Annotated in this window: 15 protein-coding genes, 2 tRNA genes and 1 pseudogene; 4 read left to right on the top strand and 14 right to left on the bottom strand. The window is 69.5% G+C overall.

Features of this window, described 5'->3' with window-relative positions:
• Positions 1-491: 491 nt before the first annotated feature.
• A complete protein-coding gene (locus MKK49_RS12970) occupies positions 492-2,648 on the bottom strand; it encodes a glycosyltransferase family 2 protein (protein WP_244028990.1) in 2,157 nt (718 codons plus the stop codon).
• 2 nt (positions 2,649-2,650) lie between these two features.
• The gene (locus MKK49_RS12965) at positions 2,651-3,697 is read right to left on the bottom strand and encodes a hypothetical protein (protein WP_244028988.1); all 1,047 of its coding nucleotides are present in this window, start codon (positions 3,695-3,697) and stop codon (positions 2,651-2,653) included.
• 208 nt (positions 3,698-3,905) lie between these two features.
• Here MKK49_RS12965 and MKK49_RS12960 point away from each other — a divergent pair.
• Positions 3,906-3,980: transfer RNA gene (locus tag MKK49_RS12960), tRNA-Val, on the top strand.
• Here MKK49_RS12960 and MKK49_RS12955 read toward each other — a convergent pair.
• From MKK49_RS12955 to MKK49_RS12915, 9 genes and pseudogenes are all read right to left on the bottom strand, one after another.
• Positions 3,951-4,256, bottom strand: coding sequence for a hypothetical protein (locus MKK49_RS12955; RefSeq protein ID WP_244028986.1), 306 nt, complete (start codon positions 4,254-4,256; stop codon positions 3,951-3,953). The two genes, MKK49_RS12960 and MKK49_RS12955, sit on opposite strands and share 30 nt — an antisense overlap.
• Before the next feature lie 318 nt (positions 4,257-4,574).
• Positions 4,575-5,270 (bottom strand): response regulator, encoded by a 696-nt coding sequence (locus MKK49_RS12950; RefSeq protein WP_244028984.1) that lies wholly within the window; start codon positions 5,268-5,270, stop codon positions 4,575-4,577.
• Positions 5,267-7,993: a sensor histidine kinase gene (locus MKK49_RS12945; protein ID WP_244028982.1), complete on the bottom strand. Its 2,727-nt coding sequence runs from the start codon at positions 7,991-7,993 to the stop codon at positions 5,267-5,269. Before MKK49_RS12945 ends, MKK49_RS12950 begins: the two co-directional genes overlap by 4 nt.
• A gap of 18 nt (positions 7,994-8,011) precedes the next feature.
• Complete coding sequence (locus tag MKK49_RS12940) at positions 8,012-8,617, bottom strand: K(+)-transporting ATPase subunit C (RefSeq protein ID WP_244028980.1); 606 nt, start codon at positions 8,615-8,617, stop codon at positions 8,012-8,014.
• Between the two features lie 34 nt (positions 8,618-8,651).
• Positions 8,652-10,745 (bottom strand): potassium-transporting ATPase subunit KdpB, encoded by a 2,094-nt coding sequence (gene kdpB, locus MKK49_RS12935; protein ID WP_244028978.1) that lies wholly within the window; start codon positions 10,743-10,745, stop codon positions 8,652-8,654.
• Between the two features lie 62 nt (positions 10,746-10,807).
• Positions 10,808-11,029, bottom strand: coding sequence for a hypothetical protein (locus MKK49_RS12930; protein WP_244028975.1), 222 nt, complete (start codon positions 11,027-11,029; stop codon positions 10,808-10,810).
• Position 11,030: 1 nt separating this feature from the next.
• A pseudogene (gene kdpA, locus MKK49_RS12925) lies at positions 11,031-12,746 on the bottom strand (potassium-transporting ATPase subunit KdpA).
• A 26-nt stretch (positions 12,747-12,772) separates the two neighbouring features.
• The gene (locus MKK49_RS12920; RefSeq protein WP_036267122.1) at positions 12,773-12,862 is read right to left on the bottom strand and encodes a K(+)-transporting ATPase subunit F; all 90 of its coding nucleotides are present in this window, start codon (positions 12,860-12,862) and stop codon (positions 12,773-12,775) included.
• An 8-nt stretch (positions 12,863-12,870) separates the two neighbouring features.
• Positions 12,871-13,029 (bottom strand): hypothetical protein, encoded by a 159-nt coding sequence (locus MKK49_RS12915; protein ID WP_244028973.1) that lies wholly within the window; start codon positions 13,027-13,029, stop codon positions 12,871-12,873.
• A 516-nt stretch (positions 13,030-13,545) separates the two neighbouring features.
• On the opposite strand from MKK49_RS12915, the gene MKK49_RS12910 reads away from it, so the two are divergent.
• A complete protein-coding gene (locus tag MKK49_RS12910; protein WP_244028971.1) occupies positions 13,546-14,304 on the top strand; it encodes an SDR family oxidoreductase in 759 nt (252 codons plus the stop codon).
• Positions 14,305-14,316: 12 nt separating this feature from the next.
• Positions 14,317-14,445: a hypothetical protein gene (locus MKK49_RS24520; RefSeq protein ID WP_279595499.1), complete on the top strand. Its 129-nt coding sequence runs from the start codon at positions 14,317-14,319 to the stop codon at positions 14,443-14,445.
• A gap of 3 nt (positions 14,446-14,448) precedes the next feature.
• Here the strand turns inward: MKK49_RS24520 and MKK49_RS12905 are convergent, their stop codons facing one another.
• Together MKK49_RS12905 and MKK49_RS12900 are read right to left on the bottom strand one after the other, a co-directional pair.
• Positions 14,449-15,348, bottom strand: a complete 900-nt coding sequence (locus MKK49_RS12905) for a sigma-70 family RNA polymerase sigma factor (protein ID WP_244028970.1) — start codon at positions 15,346-15,348, stop codon at positions 14,449-14,451.
• A gap of 421 nt (positions 15,349-15,769) precedes the next feature.
• Positions 15,770-15,846: transfer RNA gene (locus tag MKK49_RS12900), tRNA-His, on the bottom strand.
• A gap of 165 nt (positions 15,847-16,011) precedes the next feature.
• Here MKK49_RS12900 and MKK49_RS12895 point away from each other — a divergent pair.
• Positions 16,012-17,832, top strand: coding sequence for a chloride channel protein (locus tag MKK49_RS12895; RefSeq protein WP_244028968.1), 1,821 nt, complete (start codon positions 16,012-16,014; stop codon positions 17,830-17,832).
• 16 nt (positions 17,833-17,848) lie between these two features.
• Here the strand turns inward: MKK49_RS12895 and MKK49_RS12890 are convergent, their stop codons facing one another.
• Positions 17,849-19,186 carry an MFS family transporter gene (locus tag MKK49_RS12890; RefSeq protein ID WP_244028966.1) on the bottom strand — a complete coding sequence of 446 codons (1,338 nt, stop codon included), beginning with the start codon at positions 19,184-19,186 and terminating at the stop codon, positions 17,849-17,851.
• Between the last annotated feature and the right edge of the window lie 75 nt (positions 19,187-19,261).

Genomic DNA, 19,261 nt, shown 5'->3' with positions numbered 1-19,261 from the left:
AGGCTAGGCGTCGTGGACGACCGAGCGCGAGCGCGAACGGGACGGCACGATGGCCCGCGCGCCGTGAATCGACTTGGAATCCGGAATCGACTTGCGAAAAGATGCCATGTGCTTCCCGGTGGCCCTCGTGGATCGGATCGGGGTCGTGCCCCGTCGCCGGCGATGCGCGGGCGGCGCCGCTTCTACGGTCGCAGGGCCGCTTATCATCCCGACTTTAAGCAATTCCAAGGCAGGCCTGTCACGTCCAAGACACACAGGGCACGGGATCGTCGCCGGCTCACGATGCCGGACGGCGCGGAACGCGGCAACGTGTCGCCGCACTGCAACATCAACCGTCGCGGGCGCGACGTCACGGGCCATCCTCGGCCCGAGCCGTGCCTGATCGAGTCGGATCGGATCACGTCTCGAGCGCCCTGCATCGTGCTCGCTTGTGTCGTGCTCCTTGCGACGAACCGGTCTCCGCGTCGTCGGAGAGCACGCCGGGCCGCGCATCACAGGCGAAAATGCGCCGACCCCCGCGAAAGATTGGGATTGTAGTACGGGTCGGCTCGCAGCTGGGGCTCCCAGCGCGCCTGCATCACCCGCGTCTCGGCCTCGAACCGGGCCCGCTTCTCCGGCGTGTCCTCGGGGCCACGGCTCTTCGATTCGTGGTGGATGAGGCGGGCATGCGGCGTCCAGACGTTGCGGTAGCCGGCCCCGCGCAGGCGCAGGCACAGGTCGACGTCGTTGAAGGCGACGGCGAGGTGCTCCGCATCGAACCCGCCGACCTCCGCGAAGACCTCGGCCCGCACGGCGAGGCACGCCCCGGTCACGGCGGAGACCTCCTGCGTCAGCACCATCCGGGCGAAGTAGCCTGGTTCCGCGCCCGGCAGGCCGAGGTGGCTGTGGCCCGCGACCCCGCCGATGCCGAGGACGATGCCGCCGTGCTGGAGGGTGCCGTCGGGATAGAGCAGCTTGGCGCCCACCGCCCCGACGCCGGGGTCGAGGACGATGGAGACCATCTCCCGCAGCCAGCCGGACTCGATGATTTCGACGTCGTTGTTGAGGAACAAGAGCACCGCCCCCGTGGCGGCGGCCGCCCCCCGGTTCGACAGATCCGAGAAGTTGAACGGCCCCGGGACGGGCAGGATCCGGAGGCGCGTGTCCCCGGCACGGCGCGCGAACAGAGCGCGGGTGGCCGCCTCGCGGCTGTCGTTGTCCACGACCACGACCTCGAGATCCGGGTAGTCCGTCGCCGCGAAGAGACCGTGCAGGACCGTCCCCAGGAGTTCGGCCCGGTCGCGGGTGGGGATGACGATAGAGACCCGCGGGGGCGGATCGGGCAGGGGCCGCACCAGGCGGTTGAAGCCCAACGGCCCGCGTTCCGCACGGGCCCCGAAGGCGACCGCCACCTCGGCGAGGGCGGTGAGACGCGCGGATTCGGCTTGCGCCAGCGCCCGGTCGGAGAAGGTGCCGGACCCCCCCGCGGCGCGCCAGTGATAGAGCACCTTCGGAATGTGGCGCACGCGCTCCGGCGCGAGGCCGGCGGTGAGGCGCAGGAGCAGGTCGTGGTCCTGGCTGCCCTCGAACCCGGGGCGCAGGCCGCCGAGCGCCCGCAACTCGGCGGTCCGCACCACCGTGAGGTGGTTGATGTAGTTCTGCCCGTAGAGGAGTTCGCGGTCGAAGCCCGACTTGAAGTGCGGCTCGAAGCGGCGCCCGCGCCCGTCGATCTTGTCCTCGTCGCTGTAGACGAGGACGAGGCCGGGATCGGCACGAACGGCCTGGCCCACGTGGAACAGCGCCGTTTCCGAGAGGACGTCGTCGTGGTCGAGGAAGGCGACGTAGGCCCCCCGCGCCATGGCCAGGGCGTCGTTGGTGGCCCGCGCGATATGGCCGTTGACGGCGCGCCGCATCACCCGGATGCGCGGGTCCGCCGCCGCATGGGCCGCGAGACACCGGCCGACGGCGGGATCGGAGGAGGCGTCGTCGACGACGCAGAGTTCCCAATGCGGAGAGAGCTGCCCCCGCACCGATCGCAGGGCCGCCTCCAGCACCCGCGGCGCGGGATCGTGGACCGGCATCAGGACGGAGATCAGGGGCGGGTCGGGCCATGCGGCCGCCTCGGCGCGCAGGCGGGCCCGCCCGGGGCCGTCGAGGGTGTCGAACCGCCGGATCCAGGCGGGATACCCGGTGTTCCGGCGATGGGCGAGCGCCGCGGCGAGCAGGCCGCGCCCGCGCACCTTCAGGCCGAGGCAGCGCCAGTACACGGCGCGGGCGGTCGATGTCGGGTGCCTCACGACCGCGCGGGCCGCGAGGGCGAGGCGGCCCTGCCGGCGGATGGAGAAACGCGCGAGGGCGAAGGGCCGGCCCGGCGCCAGGGGCGAGAGGACGAGGGCGCGGACGCCCTCGGGCAGGCGCCCGGTCCAGGCGAAAGTATCGCCGCCCAGGGCCTCTTCCGACAGGACCGCGCCCTGGCGGCCCTCGCCGAGCAGGCTGATCAGAAGGCGGGCGATGCCACCGCTGCCCGCGTCGGAGAACCGGATCGTCACCCAGGCGCCGCCGAGGCCGGCTCCGGTAAGGTCGAGGCGCAGGGACGCGCCCTCGGCCGCGAAGGGCCTCACGCCGCCGGGCAGGCGGGCCGAGGGCGCCGCGACCGTGTCCGGCTCCATGCTCAGACGGTCCAGCCCTTGGCGACGGCATCGCGCACGGCATCCGCCATGGCGACGTCGAAGACCAGCATGTCCTGCGCCACCCGCAGGCCGCGCAGGCGCGCAGCCAGCGCCAGGACCGTCTCGGAAATCGGCTCGGGCTCGGGCACGACGGCCTCGATCCCGAGGCGGTCGAACAGCGTGGTGGCGAAGGCCTCGTAGAATTCGCGGTGGCCGACGATGCCGACGCGGGCCAGGATCTCGATGGCGACGATGGAATTGCCCGGGGTCAGGCGGTCGTCGGGCAGCTTGGTGCCGAACTGGCGGGCCAGGGGATTGTAGAGGAGGCGGTAGGCCTGCTCCGGCATCATCCGGAAAAAGCGCTTGAGACTCTTCACGTCGTCGTAATCGTAGTCGCCGGCGAAATCCGCCGCCTCGGCGAGGCGGCCGAGGCGCCAGGCTTGGTCGGGATCGGCGGCCACGGCGGTGCGGGCCTTCAGCCAGAGCAGGCGGGTCGCCATCTCGGTGTAGGGGTCGTGGACCAGGGCCGTCGTGAGAAAGTCGTCGCTGGCGAAGAAGCCTTCGTAGCGCGGCACGACGATGGCGCCGGACAGGAAGGACGAGGCCAGCCACGGGCTCTCGAACAGCACACGCAGCACCTCGTCGGACAGGCGGCCGATGCCGATGTAGCTCTGCTGGAACCGGTCGAACAGGGCCGAAGGGATGCGGGTCTCCGGCACGATGCTGGTGTCGATGAGGAGAACCTTGCCCGGCCGTATCCCGTCCTGGCGGATGCGCCGGTAGATGAGGACGTTGGTGTCGGTGTCGTAGACCTCGACCCGCCGCGCCTCCGCAAGACCCGGCACCTCCTCCGGGGTGAGCCGGAAGACGCATTGCCCGGTGGAGTGCCAGCCATTGGCCCGGATGCCGTCATCCGTGATCGTGGCGGGAACCTCGGCGACCCGGCGCCCCTCCAGGGCGACGAAGACGCGGCTGATCGCCAGGGGGTTGTCCGGGACCACCCAGCACCTGATCTCATCGCCCCGGTCGTGATCGACGTAGAACCGCATTCCTCACCGTTGCTCGCGCGCCCGATCCGCCCGGGATTTCGGGCCCCTTGAGGAGACCGGTCCGTGGCTGCCGGCCCGGCCCTTAGCCTACTTTCGGGATCGGCGCAGGAAAATGGATCGCGCGGTGCCTTGCGAAGCCGCCTTTGCGCTTGCGCCCCCCGGAACCAGAAGCTATAGCCCCCCTCACCGGCGGGGACGCCGCCGGTGAGGGCGCTTAGCTCAGCGGTAGAGCACTACCTTGACATGGTAGGGGTCACAGGTTCGAACCCTGTAGTGCCCACCATTTTTCCCTCGCAGGAACAATGGTTTCACCTCTTCGAATGCGGATTGCGGGACATTTTTCGAATGTCCCCTCTGGTTCGGCGAACCTGACTTGGGTTCGTTTGGCGGATTTCGCAGGTTCGATGGACCGGCCGACCGCAGGCACTTCCTTCAGACCCAGATCGTCCAGTTCAAGGGCCCCGGCACGCCGCGTGAGGGCCTCGGGGCTGAACAGGGCGTAGAGCTCGCGGGTGACCTTCGGGTTGGAATGCCCGAGATGAGATGCGATCTCTTCCATCGGCACTCCCATCTCGGCCTAGCGCACCGCCGCGCTATGCCGAAGCAGATGGGGTGGACGTGAGGCAGGCCGGCCGCCCGCGCCGCCGTCGCCAATCCCTTCCTCACCGAGCGAACCGGTTCGCCGGCCCATTGATCACCCAATCCGACCGGGCGCCGGTCCGGGGACAGACGTTCGGCGATGGTCGTGCGGGAAGGCTCGGTCGTGCGACTGTAGGATGAGTCACGGCGCTCGCTCCGACGCGCTGGGATATCTGGAAAGTACCGGTCGGTGCTGCCGGCATGCGATGAGGAAGTCTGCGATGAGGAAGTCCCGGCGTCAGGCTCGGGCCGCGTCGTCCGGTGCGCGCAAGCGGTACCCGACGCCGGTCTCAGTCAGGAGGATGCGCGGCCGCTCGGGGTCGGCCTCCAGCTTGAGGCGAAGCTGGCGCATGTAGACCCGCAGGTATTGGGGGTCCGACGAGGTCGAGACCGCGCTCATAAGTTGGGCGTGTGTCAGGGCCTTGCCGGCATGCTGGATCAGGACGCGCAGGAAGTCGTACTCGCGCGGGGTCAGCTTGACGTCCGCACCGCGCACCCGGACGAGGCGGCGCACCAGGTCGACGCTGAGGCCGTCGACCTCGAACAGGGCGCGCTCGCCCTGGACGGCGAGTTGGTGGCGCAGGGCCGCGCGGATGCGGGCCAGGAGCTCGCCCATGCCGAAGGGCTTGGTCACGTAGTCGTCGGCGCCGATGTCGAGGGCCTCGACCTTGCCGGCCTCGTCGTCGCGGCTCGACAGGACGACGACCGGGAGATCGCGAAAATCCTTGCGGATGACGCGGAGCAGGTCGTGCCCGCGCATGTCCGGCAGGCCAAGGTCGAGGATGATCAAATTGACCGTCTCGCGGGACAGGACATCGAGGGCTGTCCGTCCGTTGGGCGCCTCGAAGATCTCGTAGCCCTGGGTGGCCAGGCCCATGCGCAGGAGCTTGCGGATCGGCGGCTCGTCGTCGATGACGAGGATGCTGATGCTCATGCCGCCAGATCCGAGTGAACGTGTCCCGCCGGGGGGACGGGCAGGAGGATGGTGAAGACGGCGCCGAGGCGGTCGCGGCGGTTGTCCGCCGTCAGCGTGCCGCCCATCGCCTCGACGAAGCCACGGGCGATGGCGAGGCCAAGCCCCGTCCCGGCCCGGACGCTGTCGGACTTGCGGACGCGGTAGAACTTGTCGAACACCCGCTCGACATCGGCCTCGGGCAGCCCATCGCCCTCGTCGAGGATCTGGAGCCGGACCTGCCCGCGCTCGGCCGAGCCCTTGACGGTGACGGTGGAGCCTTCAGGCGCATACTTGGCGGCGTTGTCGAGGAGGTTGACCAGCACCTGCTCGAACAGGACCGGATCGAGGCGCAGGGCCGGCAGATCGGTCGGGAGGTCCAGGCACACCCGATGGCCGGCGAGGATCGGACCCAGACGGCGCAGGGCCGTGTCTACGGTCTCACCGACGTCCTGCGGCGCGAGGCTCGCCGCCACGGCTCCGGCCTCCAGCCGCGTCATGTCGAGCAAGTTGACGATGAAGCGGTTCAACCGCTCCGATTCCGAGATGATGGTGGCGAGGAGGTCCACCTTGGCGTCGCGTGGCAGGGCCTCGTCGAAGTCACGCAGGGTGGTGGCCGCCCCGAGCACCGAGGACAGCGGCGTGCGCAGGTCGTGCGAGATCGAGGTGAGCAGGGCCTGGCGCAGGCGGTCGGTCTCGGCGGCGCGTTCGGCCCGGTCGAGGTCTTCCACGAGCCGCACGCGTTCGATGGCCAGCGCCGCCATGTCGGCCAGCACATCGAACAGGCGTCGGTTCTCCGGCGAGAGGATCGGGCCGGTGCCGTCGGTGTCGAGGCCGATCACCCCGACGATGCCGCGGCCCGTGCGCATCGGCAGGAACAGGCGCTTGGCCCCCGGTAGGGTATCGGCCCCACGCCCGGCCAGGCGCTCGTTGTCGAAGGCCCAGGTCGCAGCCCCGAGATCGGCAGCATCGAGGGTGTCCTCGGGCGGGAAGCCGGCCCGGACCGAAACCGCCCCGCTCTCGGGCAACAGCAAGACGACGCGCACCCTCAGCATGGCGGCAATCTGGGCGGAGGTCGCCCAGAGCACGTCGTCGAGGGTGGCGCACCCGGCGAGCTTACGGCTGAAGCCGTAGAGCCGTTCGGTCGCCCGGGCCCTGCCACGGGAGACGACGGCTTCCCGGCGGGAGCGGGAGGCGAGGTTCGAGACCACCACCGCGACCACGGTGAACAGCAGGAACGCGGCGATGTTCGTGGGGTCCGCGATGGTGAAGGTGTAGACCGGCGGCAGGAAGAAGAAGTTGTAGGACAGCGAGGCCGCCGCCACGGCGACGAGGGAGGGACCGAGCCCGAAGCGCACGGCGACGGCCACGATGGCGGTCAGCAGGATGAGGTCGGCGTTCTCGACGCCGAGATAGGGCTCGACCACGAGGGCAAGCCCGAGGGCCGCTGCCGTCGCGAAGAGGCCGAGGAGGTAGGGCGGTGCCTCGAAGGACGGCGTGGTCGGCGCTGTTGCAACGGTCTTCGGTCGGCCCGGATCGGCCTTCGCCGCTTCGCCGCTGATGACATGGATGCTGATGTTGCCCGAGCGCCGGACGATGTCATGCACCACCGAGCCGTTCAGAAGCTCGAACAGCGGGGAACGGTCGGCCTTGCCGAGGATGATGTGGTTGACGTTGGTCGAGCGGGCATGGGCGAGGATGTCGTCGGCCACGCGGCGTCCGCCCGGCAGGGTCACGGCGTCGCCGCCGAGGCGGTCGGCGAGGCGCAGGGTGTCGGCGATGCGGTCGCGCGCCGCCTCGTCGAGGGAGAGGCTTCGCGGCCCCTCCACGGTGATGGCCGTCCAGGGCGCGTGCAGCCGGTCGGCGAGGCGCTTGGCGTGGCGCACGAGGCCGGCGGAGCGCGGGTCTTCGCTGACGCAGACGAGGACCCGCTCGCCCGCACCCCAGGGCCCTGCGATGGCGTTGGCCCGCATGTGGATCAGGAGTTCGTCGTCGACCCGATCGGCTGTGCGGCGGAGCGCCAGCTCCCGCAGCGCCGTGAGGTTGCCCCGCGAAAAGTAGTGCTTGAGGGCACGCTCGGCGTTGCCCTTCACGTAGACCTTGCCGTCGTTCAGGCGCTGGATCAGGTCGTCCGGATTGAGGTCGACCACCTCGATATCGTCGGCCCGGTCGAGGATGCCGTCGGGGACCGTCTCGCGCACCCGAATGCGGGTGATCTGGGCGACAACGTCGTTGAGGCTCTCGACGTGCTGGATATTGAGGGTGGTGTAGACGTCGATGCCGGCGTCGAGCAGTTCCTCGATATCCTGATAGCGCTTCGGGTGCCGCGAGCCCGGCGCGTTGGTGTGGGCGAGCTCGTCGACGAGGGCCAGCACCGGCTGACGGGCGAGGAGGGCGTCGAGGTCCATCTCCGCCAGCACCGTGCCGTGATACGGCACCTGATGACGGGCCACGACCTCGAAGCCTTCCACCAGGGCCTCGGTCTCGGCCCGACCATGCGTCTCGACCACGCCGACGACGACGTCCGTGCCGGCCTTGAGACGGGCGCGGCCGACGGTGAGCATCTCGTAGGTCTTGCCGACCCCCGGGGCCGCACCGAGGAAGATCTTGAGGCGGCCGCGGTGGCCCTCCTCCCGGCGCGCGGCATCCAGCAGCGCGTCGGGCGAAGGACGGTCGGGGTCGCGGTGCGGGATCGACGTCGGCACGCTGCACTTCCGGCGAGGTTACTTCCGGCCCAGATCGTCCAGGGCGAGGTTCAAGGCGAGCACGTTGACACGCGGTTCTCCCAGGATGCCGAGGACGCGACCCCGGACCTGGGACGCGACGAGGCTCCGTACCCGATCATCGAGCAGGTTACGCGCCTTCGCGACCCGGGGCACCTGGAACAACGCGGCGTCGGGCGAGAGGTCCGGGTCGAGGCCCGAGCCGCTCGTGGTCACGAGATCGACCGGGACCGGCTGGCCCGGGTTCTCGGCCTGACGCGCGGCCAGATCCGCCTTCACGCGCTCGGCCAGGGCGGCGCTGGTCGGGCCGAGGTTGGAACCCGACGAGTTCGCCGCGTTGTAGGGCGCCGGCACCGTCTTGGTGGCGTCGGCTGGGTCGGCGGCGCTCGTGGCGGACGGGCGCCCCTGGAAGTAGCGCTCGCTGGTGAAGGACTGCCCGATCAGGCTGGAGCCGACGACCTTGCCGTCTCGCACGATCAGGCTGCCGGCGGCCTCGGCCGGGAAAATCGTCCCCGCGATGCCGGTCATCGCGAGGGGATAAGCGAGCCCGGTGATGGCCGTCAGGGCGGTCAGCAGGACAAGGGCGGGGCGAAGCTGGTTCAACATGACGATGGTCCCGGAGGTCGTGTGCGGCGGTGGCTCAGACGAGGTGCAGGGCGGTGATGGCGAGATCGATGGCCTTGATGCCGACGAAGGGGACGAGGATGCCGCCGAGGCCGTAGATCAGGAGGTTGCGGCGCAGGAGGGCGCCGGCCCCGACCGCCCGGTAGGACACGCCGCGGAGCGCCAGCGGGATCAGCACGACGATGATCAGGGCGTTGAAGATGATGGCCGAGAGGATCGCGCTCTGAGGCGAGGCCAGCCCCATGATGTTGAGGGTCTGGAGCTGCGGATAGAGACCTAAGAACATCGCCGGGAGAACCGCGAAATACTTGGCGACGTCGTTGGCGATGGAGAAAGTGGTCAGCGCCCCACGGGTCATCAGCAACTGCTTGCCGATGCCGACGATCTCGATGAGCTTGGTCGGATCGCTGTCGAGGTCGACCATGTTGCCGGCCTCGCGCGCCGCCACCGTGCCGGTGTTCATGGCGACCCCGACATCGGCCTGAGCGAGCGCCGGGGCATCGTTGGTGCCGTCGCCGCACATGGCGACGAGCTTTCCTTCCGCCTGCTCCTTGCGGATGAGAGCGAGCTTGTCCTCCGGGGTGGCCTGGGCGAGGAAGTCGTCGACTCCGGCCTCGGCCGCGATGGCGGCCGCGGTCATCGGGTTGTCGCCGGTGATCATTACCGTGCGGATGCCCATCTGGCGCAGTTCGGCGAAGCGCTCGCGGATGCCGCCCTTCACGATGTCCTTGAGATAGACGACGCCGAGAAGCCGGCCGTCCCGCGACACGGCGAGCGGGGTGCCGCCGGCCTTGGCCACGTCCTCGGCGATGGCCTGGATCTCGCGGACGGTCTCGTCGGCGACGCCGGGGCTGTAGGCCAGGGCCGCGCTGGAGCCGCGGGTCGCCATTGGCTGCGGGTTGACCGAGGCGATAATGGACTCCACCGCGCCCTTGCGGATCAAGGAGCCGTCGAGGTCGACGCCGCTCATCCGGGTCTGGGCGGTGAAGGGCACGAAGGTGGCGTTGAGGCTCGCCATGTCGCGGGCGCGGATGCCGTACTCCTCCTTGGCCAACACGACGATGGAGCGGCCCTCGGGGGTCTCGTCGGCCAGCGACGCCAACTGGGCCGCATCGGCGAGGTCCTGCTCGGAGACGCCGCGAACGGGGCGGAACTCGGTGGCTTGGCGATTGCCGAGGGTGATCGTGCCGGTCTTGTCGAGGAGCAGCGTGTCGACGTCGCCGGCCGCCTCCACGGCCCGGCCCGACATGGCGAGCACGTTGAAGCGCACCAAGCGGTCCATGCCGGCGATGCCGATGGCGGACAGGAGCGCGCCGATGGTGGTCGGGATCAGGGTGACGAACAGGGCGACCAGGACGATCAGCGGGATCGACCCGCCGGCGTAGGAGGCGAAGCTCGGAATGCTCGCCACCGCGAAGACGAAGATGATGGTGAGGCCGGCGAGCAGGATGTTCAGCGCGATCTCGTTGGGGGTCTTGCTGCGGGACGCGCCCTCGACCAGGGCGATCATCCGGTCGACGAAGGTCGAGCCGGCGGCGGCCGTGATGCGAACGCGGATCTCATCCGAGAGCACCTGGGTACCGCCGGTCACCGCCGACCGGTCGCCGCCGGATTCGCGGATCACGGGGGCGGATTCGCCCGTGATGGCGGCCTCGTTGACCGACGCCACGCCGAGGATGACCTCGCCGTCCGAGGGGATGATGTCGCCGGCCTCGACCAGCACCACGTCGCCGACCTTGAGGTCGTTGCCGGGCACGGTTTCGAAGTCCCGGCCCGTGCCGGTGAGGCGCTTGGCCATGGTCTCGGTGCGGGTGCGTCGGAGGCTGTCGGCCTGGGCCTTGCCGCGGCCCTCGGCGATGGCCTCGGCGAAGTTGGCGAACAGCACGGTGAACCAGAGCCAGAGGATGATCTGGCCGGAGAAGGCGAGGTTGGCGCCGCCCGTCAGGACGTCACGAACGAACAGGACGGTCGTCAGCGCGGCCACGACCTCGACCACGAACATGACCGGGTTCTTGATCATCTTGCGCGGGTCGAGCTTGGTCAGGGCGCCGACCAGTGCCGGCCCAACGAGGGCGGCGCTGAACAGGCGTATGGAGTTTGGGCGGGCCATGGCGAGTGTCCGGGCATGAGGGACGTCTGGAAGCCGGCGCGGATCCACGCCGTGCCGAAGGGTCAGGCGGCCAGGGCGCGGCCGAGCAGATCGACGGCGATCACCAGGCAGAAGGCGCCGAGCAGGGTCAGGCCGAGGAGCGCGAGGACGACGTCCGAGGCCCGGAGATCGCCGCGCTCCGGGTGGCCCCGGCTGACCGTTCGGGGCCGAGGCCGGTGCAGGGCCAGGGCGCGGCGGGCGGCGGGGCGCATCGGCGCGCGGTGGTGCAGCGATGGGTGACGCATCTCAGCCCCCCGCCGCGAAGGTCTGGCCGAGGCCGCCGGCGAGGTGCTCGACGATGGGTCCGAGCGCCAGGGCCGGGAAGAAGGTCAGGCCGCCGACGATGAGGATCACGCCGACCAGCAGGCCGACGAACAGGCCGCCATGGGTCGGGAACGTCCCGGCCGAGGCCGGCACGGTCTTCTTGGCCGCGAGCGACCCGGCGATGGCGAGGGCCGGCACGATGACGAAGAACCGCCCGAACAGCATGCTGAGGCCGAGGGTGGTGTTGTAGAAGGCCGTGTTGGCCGTGAGCCCGCCGAAGGCCGAGCCGTTGTTCGCCGCCGCCGACGTGAAGGCGTAGAGGATCTCCGAGAAGCCGTGCGGGCCGGCATTGGCCGGACCCGCGAGGCCGGCCGCGACCACGGTGGCGAGCGCCGTGAAGCCGAGCATCATCAGCGGCAGGCACAGGATGGCGAGCATCGCCATCTTGACCTCGCGGCCCTCGATCTTCTTGCCGAGGTATTCCGGCGTGCGCCCGACCATCAGGCCGGCGACGAAGATCGTCACGATGACGAAGACCAGGATGCCGTAGAGACCGGCGCCGACGCCGCCGACGATGATCTCGCCGAGCTGCATGTTGATCATCGGGATCATGCCGCCCAGCGCCGTGAAGCTGTCGTGCATGGCATTGACCGCGCCGCAGGACGCCGCCGTGGTGACGGCAGCGAACAGGGCGGACGCGACGATGCCGAAGCGGACCTCCTTGCCCTCCATGTTGCCGCCGGTGAGACCGAAGGAATTCAGGACGGGACTTCCGGCGCTCTCGGCCCAGTAGACCACCGCGGTGCCGGCGAGGAACAGCACGCCCATGGCGGACAGGACCGCCCAGCCCTGGCGCTCGTCGCCGACCATGCGACCGAAGACGTTGGTCATCGCCGCACCGATGGCGAAGATCGAGACGATCTGGACGAAGTTCGCGAGGGCGGTCGGGTTCTCGAACGGATGGGCGGCGTTGACGTTGAAGAAGCCGCCGCCGTTGGTGCCAAGCATCTTGATCGCGACTTGGCTCGCCACCGGGCCGACCGCGAGCGTCTGCCTGGCGCCTTCCAGCGTCGTCGCCTCGACCGCTCCGCCGAGCGTCTGCGGGATGCCCTGCCAGACATAGAACAGCGTCAGCGCCATGCAGAGCGGCAGCAGCACGTAGAGGGTGGTACGGGTGAGATCGACCCAGAACGAGCCCACCGTGTTGGCCGAAGCCCGCGAGAAGCCACGCACCAGGGCTACGGCCAGCGCGATGCCGGTGGCGGCGGACAGGAAGTTCTGGTGGGTCAGCCCCAGCATCTGCGTGAGGTACGACATCGTCGTCTCGCCGCCGTAGGACTGCCAGTTCGTGTTGGTGAGAAAGCTCGTCGACGTGTTGAAGGCCAGATCCGGCGCGACCGCCGACTGCCCGTCCGGATTGAACGGCAGCACCGCCTAGACGCGCAGCAGCCCGTACAGGGCGAGGAAGCCGAGGACGTGGAAGGCGAGCATGGACAGGGCGTAGGCCAGCCAGTGCTGCTCCTGGGCGGCGTTGATGCCGGCGACGCGGTAGAGCCCACGCTCGACGGGTGCGAGCACGGGCGAAAGGAAGGTTCGCTCACCCGTGAAGACACGGGTCATGTAGCCGCCGAGCGGTCGAGCGAGCGCGAGGACGACCGCGCAGAACAGCGCGATCTGGATCCAGCCGTTGATGGTCATGGCAAGTCTTCCTGGGAGCCGTTCCTTCAGAACCGCTCGGGGCGGACGAGGGCGTAGGTGAGGTATCCGAGCAGCCCCAGGGTCACGAGGGCGCCGAGCGTCAGGTCGAGGGTCATGGCGGGTCTCAGAGGCGTTCGCACAGGACGGCGTAGCCGGCGGCCAGGCCGAAGAAGGCGAGCCCCGCGGCGATGAAGGCGATGTCGAGCATGGTGGGTCCGATTCCGTTCGGCGGCCCGATGCCATGACCGGTCCCGCCCGCGTCGAATGTGGACGCGAACCGCATTAGGGTTCGAGACGGAAGCGGAGACGATCTTATAAGGATCGCATGAGGATCTCGGGGCCGGCGGCCTCACCCCATCACCCTGCCAGTTCAGTCGGCGGCCGTGCCGAGGCACAAGGCAGAGCGGAACTCGGCGCACCCCAGGGGACAGCCTGCCTGGGCGACCGTGGTCGACATGGGCGGCGACAGATCCTGCGAAGTCCGCATGCGAACGCCAACGCCAACGAATGGCCGTTTCGAGAAACGGCCGGCAACACTTCACATGATGGTGTTGGGTCGGGATCGGTCCCGCGTCAGCCTCTCGATGGCGGGCGTCATGATCGTCGTTCCTCGCGATGCGCGCTGCCTGACGAGAATGCAGGTGCGGACGTGACATGGCGGAACGGATCTTCCTGGCCGTAGGGGCGTTCGGGCCGCGGCCGGATCAGTTTCATCGGAGCCGATGTCACATCGGGTGGGATCGCCCTCGTCTTGGTTTCGAACGTCCCCACCGGGACCGGACACAGGACGGAGCGCCACATGAAAATCGTCGTCATCGGCGGCACGGGGCTGATCGGCTCGCAGGTCGTCGCCACCCTGAAGGCCGCCGGCCACGAGGTCCTTGCGGCCTCGCCGAACACCGGCGTCAACGCCGTCACGGGCGAAGGCCTCGCGGAAGCCCTGAAGGGCGCTGGCGTGGTGGTCGACGTCGCCAACGCCCCGTCATTCGCCGACGAGGCCGCGATGGACTTTTTCGTCCGCGCCGGACGGAACCTCGCCGAAGCCGAGAAGCATGCCGGCGTGTCCCACCACGTCGCGCTGTCGGTGGTCGGCACCGAGCTCCTGCGCGACAGCGGCTACTTCCGCGCCAAGCTCGCCCAGGAGGAATTGATCGCCTCGGCGGGCGTGCCCTGGACGCTTGTCCGCGCCACCCAGTTCTTCGAGTTCGTCGCCGCGATTGCGGGGGCCGCAATCGTCGACGGCGTCGCGCATGTGACCTCCGCGTCGATCCAGCCGATCGCGTCGGCCGACGTTGCGGCGAAGGTCGCCGAGGCCGCGCTGGCGCCACCGCGAAACGGCATGGTCGAGATCGCCGGCCCCGAACGGCTGCCGATGGTCGAGCTGGTGAAGCGTCACTTCCAGGGCCTCGGCGAGACGCACGAAGTCATCACGGACGACGCCGCACCGTATTTCGGCGTGGTCCTCGAAGACCGCTGGCTGACGCCAACCGGTGACGCGTGGCTCTCACAGCGGCGCTACGACGACTGGCTCGCGGCACAGCCGAAGCGCACGGCCTGAGGCTTTGCGCCGATGGATGCGGCCCATATCCCGGCGCTGTCCGCGCTGGCCGGGTCGGCCATCCGCCACGCCGGCGACCTCGATCCGCTCTGCGCGTTCGCGACGGTCTGCCGACGGGAACTGGCGATCGCCCGCCGATGAGGCTCAGTGAGGTATCGGCGCTCCCGGCGATCCTGCGAACGACACCGCCATGCGCTGGAGCTTGTCCGGATTACGGGTGAAGTAGATGCCGACGATCAATCCGCCCTGGATATCCAGGGCGACGGTCTGAAGCATCCCGCCCGGTTCCAGGCTGAGGTAGCCCGGCAGGCCATCGATCCAGAGGTCCTGCAGCTTCCGGGCATGCTGGATCCACAATTTACGCGCGAACCCCTCGAACATGCGCGTGACCTTGTCGATTCCGACAATGGGCCGCGGGAAGGCGAGCACCTTTCCGCCTCCGTCGGAGTGCACGACGACGGAATTGGCCAGCATGATGCGGAGCGCCGCGACCTCGCCCGTGGACACGGCTTCGAAGAAGGCCTTGGCGATCCGCGCGCCCTCTTCCCGCTCCACGGGGAAGCGCGGGCGTGCGGATTGCACGTGTTTCCTGGCCCTTGCGGCGAGCTGACGAACCGCCTGCGGTTCACGCCGGAGAGTCACCGCGATGTCCGCGAGCGGGACCGCGAAGACGTCGTGCAGGAGGAACGCGGCCCGCTCAAGCGGCGAGAGCCTCTCCAAGGCGAGCATCAGCGTCAGCGTCAGGTCGTCGCCAGAGGTTTCGTCCGGGACCAGGGCAACGGGCTCGGGCAACCAGGTTCCGAGATAGGTCTCACGCCGGACCCGGGCGGACTTCATGACGTCCAGACAGAGCCGCGTCACCGTCCGTGACAGAAAGGCGCCGGCCGAGGCGACCTCGGCATGGTCGACCTGCCGCCAGCGCAGCCATGCGTCCTGTACGACGTCCTCGGCCTCGCCGAGGGACCCGAGCATGCGGTAGGCGAGCCGGATGAGCCGCGCCCGCTCCTGCTCGAAGACGCGGGTCGGATCATCAATGGTCGGCATGGCGGAACGACCAGACGCTGAGGGCGACCGCGATAAGCGCAGGAAGCGTCACCGAAGGGAAATCGCGGGGCAGATCCGACCAACGTCGGCCTTGCCCTTGTCCGTAGCAGGCACGATCCCAATTGCCTCGCTGGTGTTCCCCGGCTCCAGGCCAATGATGATCCTCAGTGTCTGCACCCAGAGCCGATGTCGGCACGGATGAGCGCCCCCGAGTAGTGGGCGGCGGTGCCGTAGAGCCGCAGCAGTGCTTGCACATCCGCCAACGCCAGCAACGGAAGGTCGGGCGGATCGCTTTGTCCACGGGTGCCCCGGCGCAAAGTGCTTCCTATCTGCTTCCTAGGGAGAAAATCTGGGAGGCAGAACGAGAACGAAAAAGGGGCTGGCGCAGCGCCAACCCCTTCCGGACCCTCAACAAAATTGATGGTACCACCGCCCCGGCTCGAACGGGGGACCCCCAGATCCACAATCTGGTGCTCTAACCAACTGAGCTACGGCGGCACTGAGGGGGCTGTATCGCGAGCCGGAGCGCTTTTCAAGCGCCGGCTGCGCATCGCGGCCGGGAGAATGTGTGGACGGGCCGGCGCGGGAAACGGATCGACGCCCTGGAACGGTCCCCCTAAACCGAACCGGTCCGCCTGCCCGCCTCCCTCACGAACGGCCCCGATGAACGCGCCCCGTCCCCGCCTCGCCCACGTGTTCGCCCAGGCGCCGGCGCGGGCGCGCGCGCTGGTGCGCGGCGGGGAGACCGGCCTCGTCGCCCTGGCGGCCCTCGCCGGCTGCGGCGCGGGCGTCCTGGTCGCGGCCATGGGATGGGTGGCGCAAGCCCTGCGGGAAAGCCTCTACGGCCTGCCGAACGGCGCCCGCCTCAGCGCGACCCCCGACCTGTCGGCCCTCACCCTCGTCCTCGCCCCGGCCGCGGGCGGCGCGCTGCTGGGCCTCCTCGCCATCGCCATCGCCCGGCGGCGCGGACGGCGCCCGCAGGCGGTCATCGATCCCATCGAGGCCAACGCCCTGCACGGGGGACGGATGTCGGTGCGCGGCTCCGGGCTGGTCGCCCTCCAGAACGTGATCTCGAACGGGTGCGGCGCCTCCGTCGGCCTCGAGGCCGGCTACACCCAGATCTGCGCCGGCCTCGCCTCGCGCCTCGGGCTGTCGTTCGAACTGCGCCGGAGCGACCAGCGCACCCTGGTGGGCTGCGGGGCCGCCGCCGCCATCGCGGCCGCCTTCGGGGCGCCGCTCACGGGGGCGTTCTATGCCTTCGAGCTCATCATCGGCACCTACTCCATCGCCACCCTAACGCCGGTGGTGGTGGCGGCCCTGTGCGGCAGCGTCGTCGCCCGCGCCCTGATGACCCAGCCGGCGCTCGTCACCGTCGACGGCCTCGACGCCCTCACGACGACGGCGATCACCGGGGCCGACACCCTGCCGGTCCTCGGCCTCGGGCTCATCTGTGCGGGCCTCGGCATCCTCATCATGCGCGGCGTCACCCTGGTGGAGGCCGGAATCCGCGCGAGCCGGTTGCCCGCCATGGTGGCTCCGGCCCTCGGCGGCCTGTGCGTCGGCGCCCTGGCGCTGGCCACCTCGCCGCAGGTGCTCTCGGGCGGGCACGGGGCGCTGCACCTGCATCTCGACAACCCCGGGACCGGCATGGGACTCGGAGCCCTCGCCCTGCTGTTCGCCGCCAAGGCGACGGCCTCGGCCATCTCCATCGGTTCGGGGTTTCGCGGCGGGCTGTTCTTCGCTTCCCTGTTCCTCGGGGCGCTGGCCGGCGAGGTCTTTTCGGGGCTGATGCCGGGGCTCACCGCGTTTTCGCCCACGTCACTGGCCTACGCGGTGATCGGCATGAGCGCGCTGGCCGTGGCGGTCATCGGCGGACCGCTCACCATGACGTTCCTGGCGCTGGAGCTCACGGGAAGCTTTCCCATCACCGGCCTCGTCCTCGTGGCGGTGATCGCCTCCTCGCTCACCGTGCGAAAGACCTTCGGCTACTCGTTCGCCACCTGGCGTTTCCACCTGCGCGGCGAGAGCATCCGCAGCGCCCACGATATCGGCTGGATCAGGACCCTCACCGTGGAGACCCTGATGCGGCGCGAGGTGGCCACCGTCCCCCTCGACACCGGACTCGACGCGTTCCTCGCCGGCCATCCCCTCGGATCGCCCTCGCGGATCGTGGTGGTGGACGGGGCGGGGCGCTATGCCGGCATCGTCCGCGTGCCCGAGGCCCACGCCGCCGCCCGCGATGCGGAAGGCGCCGCGCCCGGCCTCGCCGGCCTGCTGCGCCACGCGGGCGACGTCCTGACACCGGGGATGAACGCCAAGGCGGCGGCCGCCACCTTCGACCGCACGGAGAGCGAGGCGCTCGCCGTCGTCGACGGCCTCGACACCCGCCGGGTGGTGGGCCTCCTGACCGAGAGCCACACCCTCAAGCGCTATGCCGAGGAACTCGACCGGCAGCGCCGGGCGATGCTGGGCGAGACGGCCTGAACCGTCGCCCCACGGATCAGGCGTGGACCACGCGCGCCTTCGCCCCCAGCGCCTCCTCGACGGTGCCGTCGCCGTCGAGATAGCCGTGGCGCTTGGGGTTCGGCATGATCAGCGAGGCGACGAAGGCGATCCCGAGCATCACGGTGACGTACCAGAAGAACGTGCTCTCCGAACCGATCTGCTTCAGGTAGAGGGCGACCGCCTCGGCGGTGCCGCCGAACAGGGAGTTGGCGACCGCGTAGGACAGGCCGACGCCGAGCGCCCGCACCTGGGTCGGGAACAGCTCCGCCTTCACGATGCCGGAGATGCCCGTGTAGAAGCTGATCACGGTCAGGCCGATCATGATGAGAGCGAAGGACAGGACCGGGTTGGTGGTGCTGCCGATGGTGGTCATCAAGGGCACCACCATGAGGGTGCCGAGGCCGCTGTAGAGCAGCATGTTAGCCTTGCGGCCGATCCGGTCCGACAGCCAGCCGAAGAACGGCTGGATGATCATGTAGACCAGGAGCGCCGCGGTCGAGATCTGCGAGGCCGTCACCTTGTCGATATGCGCCGTGTTGAAGAGGTACTTCGGCATGTAGGTGGTGAAGGTGTAGAAGCTTAGAGAACCGCCGGCGGTGTAGGCCAGCACCACGCAGAACGCGCGCCAGTGCTTGAACAGGGCCGCGAAGGTGCCGGATTCCTTGGAATTCATGTCCGCCTTGGTGGCGGTCTCGGTCAGCGACGAGCGCAGGTAGAGGGCGACGACGGCGGCCACCGCCCCGATCACGAACGGGATGCGCCAGCCCCAGGCGGTGAGCTGCTGGGCCGTGAGGAAGCCCTGCAGGACGATGAGCACCAGGGAGGCGAGGAGCTGGCCGCCGATGAGGGTGACGTACTGGAACGAGGCGAAGAACCCGCGCCGGCCCTTGATGGCGATCTCGCTCATGTAGGTGGCGCTGGTGCCGTACTCGCCGCCCACCGACAGGCCCTGGATCATCCGGGCGAGGAGCAGGAGGGCCGGGGCGAGGTGACCGACGCTGGCATAGGTCGGCAGCACGGCGATCATGAGCGAGCCGGCGCACATCATCAGCACCGAGATCATCATGGATTTCTTGCGGCCCAGCCGGTCGGCGAGACGTCCGAACAGCCAGCCGCCGATGGGCCGCATGAAGAAGCCGACGGCGAAGACGGCCGCCGATTTCAGGAGCTGGCTGGTGTCGTCGCCCTCGGGGAAGAACACCGGCGCGAAGTACAGGGCGAAGAAGGCGTAGCAGTAGAAGTCGAACCACTCGACGAGGTTGCCCGACGACGAGGCGACGATGGCCTTGATCCGGCGGCGATTGTCCGCCGCCTCGTCGAGCCTCGGCGTCATGACTCCAGCACTGTCCGACATGCGCTTCCCCCTGTTTTGTTTGGGATGTTCTTGGATTGGCTCATTATTTTTTGA

Source organism: Methylobacterium sp. J-090, assembly GCF_022829345.1.
Classification (GTDB): Bacteria; Pseudomonadota; Alphaproteobacteria; order Rhizobiales; family Beijerinckiaceae; genus Methylobacterium.
Note: the sequence above shows the minus strand (reverse complement) of the source record. Positions and strands in the feature narration are given on the sequence as shown.

Excerpts from the sequence above, each read along its gene's own strand:
- MKK49_RS12970 (WP_244028990.1), bottom strand. The coding sequence starts at position 2,648 with ATGGAGCCGGACACGGTCGCGGCGCCCTCGGCCCGCCTGCCCGGCGGC.
- MKK49_RS12965 (WP_244028988.1), bottom strand. The coding sequence starts at position 3,697 with ATGCGGTTCTACGTCGATCACGACCGGGGCGATGAGATCAGGTGCTGG.
- MKK49_RS12955 (WP_244028986.1), bottom strand. The coding sequence starts at position 4,256 with ATGGAAGAGATCGCATCTCATCTCGGGCATTCCAACCCGAAGGTCACC.
- MKK49_RS12950 (WP_244028984.1), bottom strand. The coding sequence starts at position 5,270 with ATGAGCATCAGCATCCTCGTCATCGACGACGAGCCGCCGATCCGCAAG.
- MKK49_RS12940 (WP_244028980.1), bottom strand. The coding sequence starts at position 8,617 with ATGTTGAACCAGCTTCGCCCCGCCCTTGTCCTGCTGACCGCCCTGACG.
- kdpB (WP_244028978.1), bottom strand. The coding sequence starts at position 10,745 with ATGGCCCGCCCAAACTCCATACGCCTGTTCAGCGCCGCCCTCGTTGGG.
- MKK49_RS12930 (WP_244028975.1), bottom strand. The coding sequence starts at position 11,029 with ATGCGTCACCCATCGCTGCACCACCGCGCGCCGATGCGCCCCGCCGCC.
- MKK49_RS12920 (WP_036267122.1), bottom strand. The coding sequence starts at position 12,862 with ATGACCCTCGACCTGACGCTCGGCGCCCTCGTGACCCTGGGGCTGCTC.
- MKK49_RS12915 (WP_244028973.1), bottom strand. The coding sequence starts at position 13,029 with ATGCGGTTCGCGTCCACATTCGACGCGGGCGGGACCGGTCATGGCATC.
- MKK49_RS12910 (WP_244028971.1), top strand. The coding sequence starts at position 13,546 with ATGAAAATCGTCGTCATCGGCGGCACGGGGCTGATCGGCTCGCAGGTC.
- MKK49_RS24520 (WP_279595499.1), top strand. The coding sequence starts at position 14,317 with ATGGATGCGGCCCATATCCCGGCGCTGTCCGCGCTGGCCGGGTCGGCC.
- MKK49_RS12905 (WP_244028970.1), bottom strand. The coding sequence starts at position 15,348 with ATGCCGACCATTGATGATCCGACCCGCGTCTTCGAGCAGGAGCGGGCG.
- MKK49_RS12895 (WP_244028968.1), top strand. The coding sequence starts at position 16,012 with ATGAACGCGCCCCGTCCCCGCCTCGCCCACGTGTTCGCCCAGGCGCCG.
- MKK49_RS12890 (WP_244028966.1), bottom strand. The coding sequence starts at position 19,186 with ATGACGCCGAGGCTCGACGAGGCGGCGGACAATCGCCGCCGGATCAAG.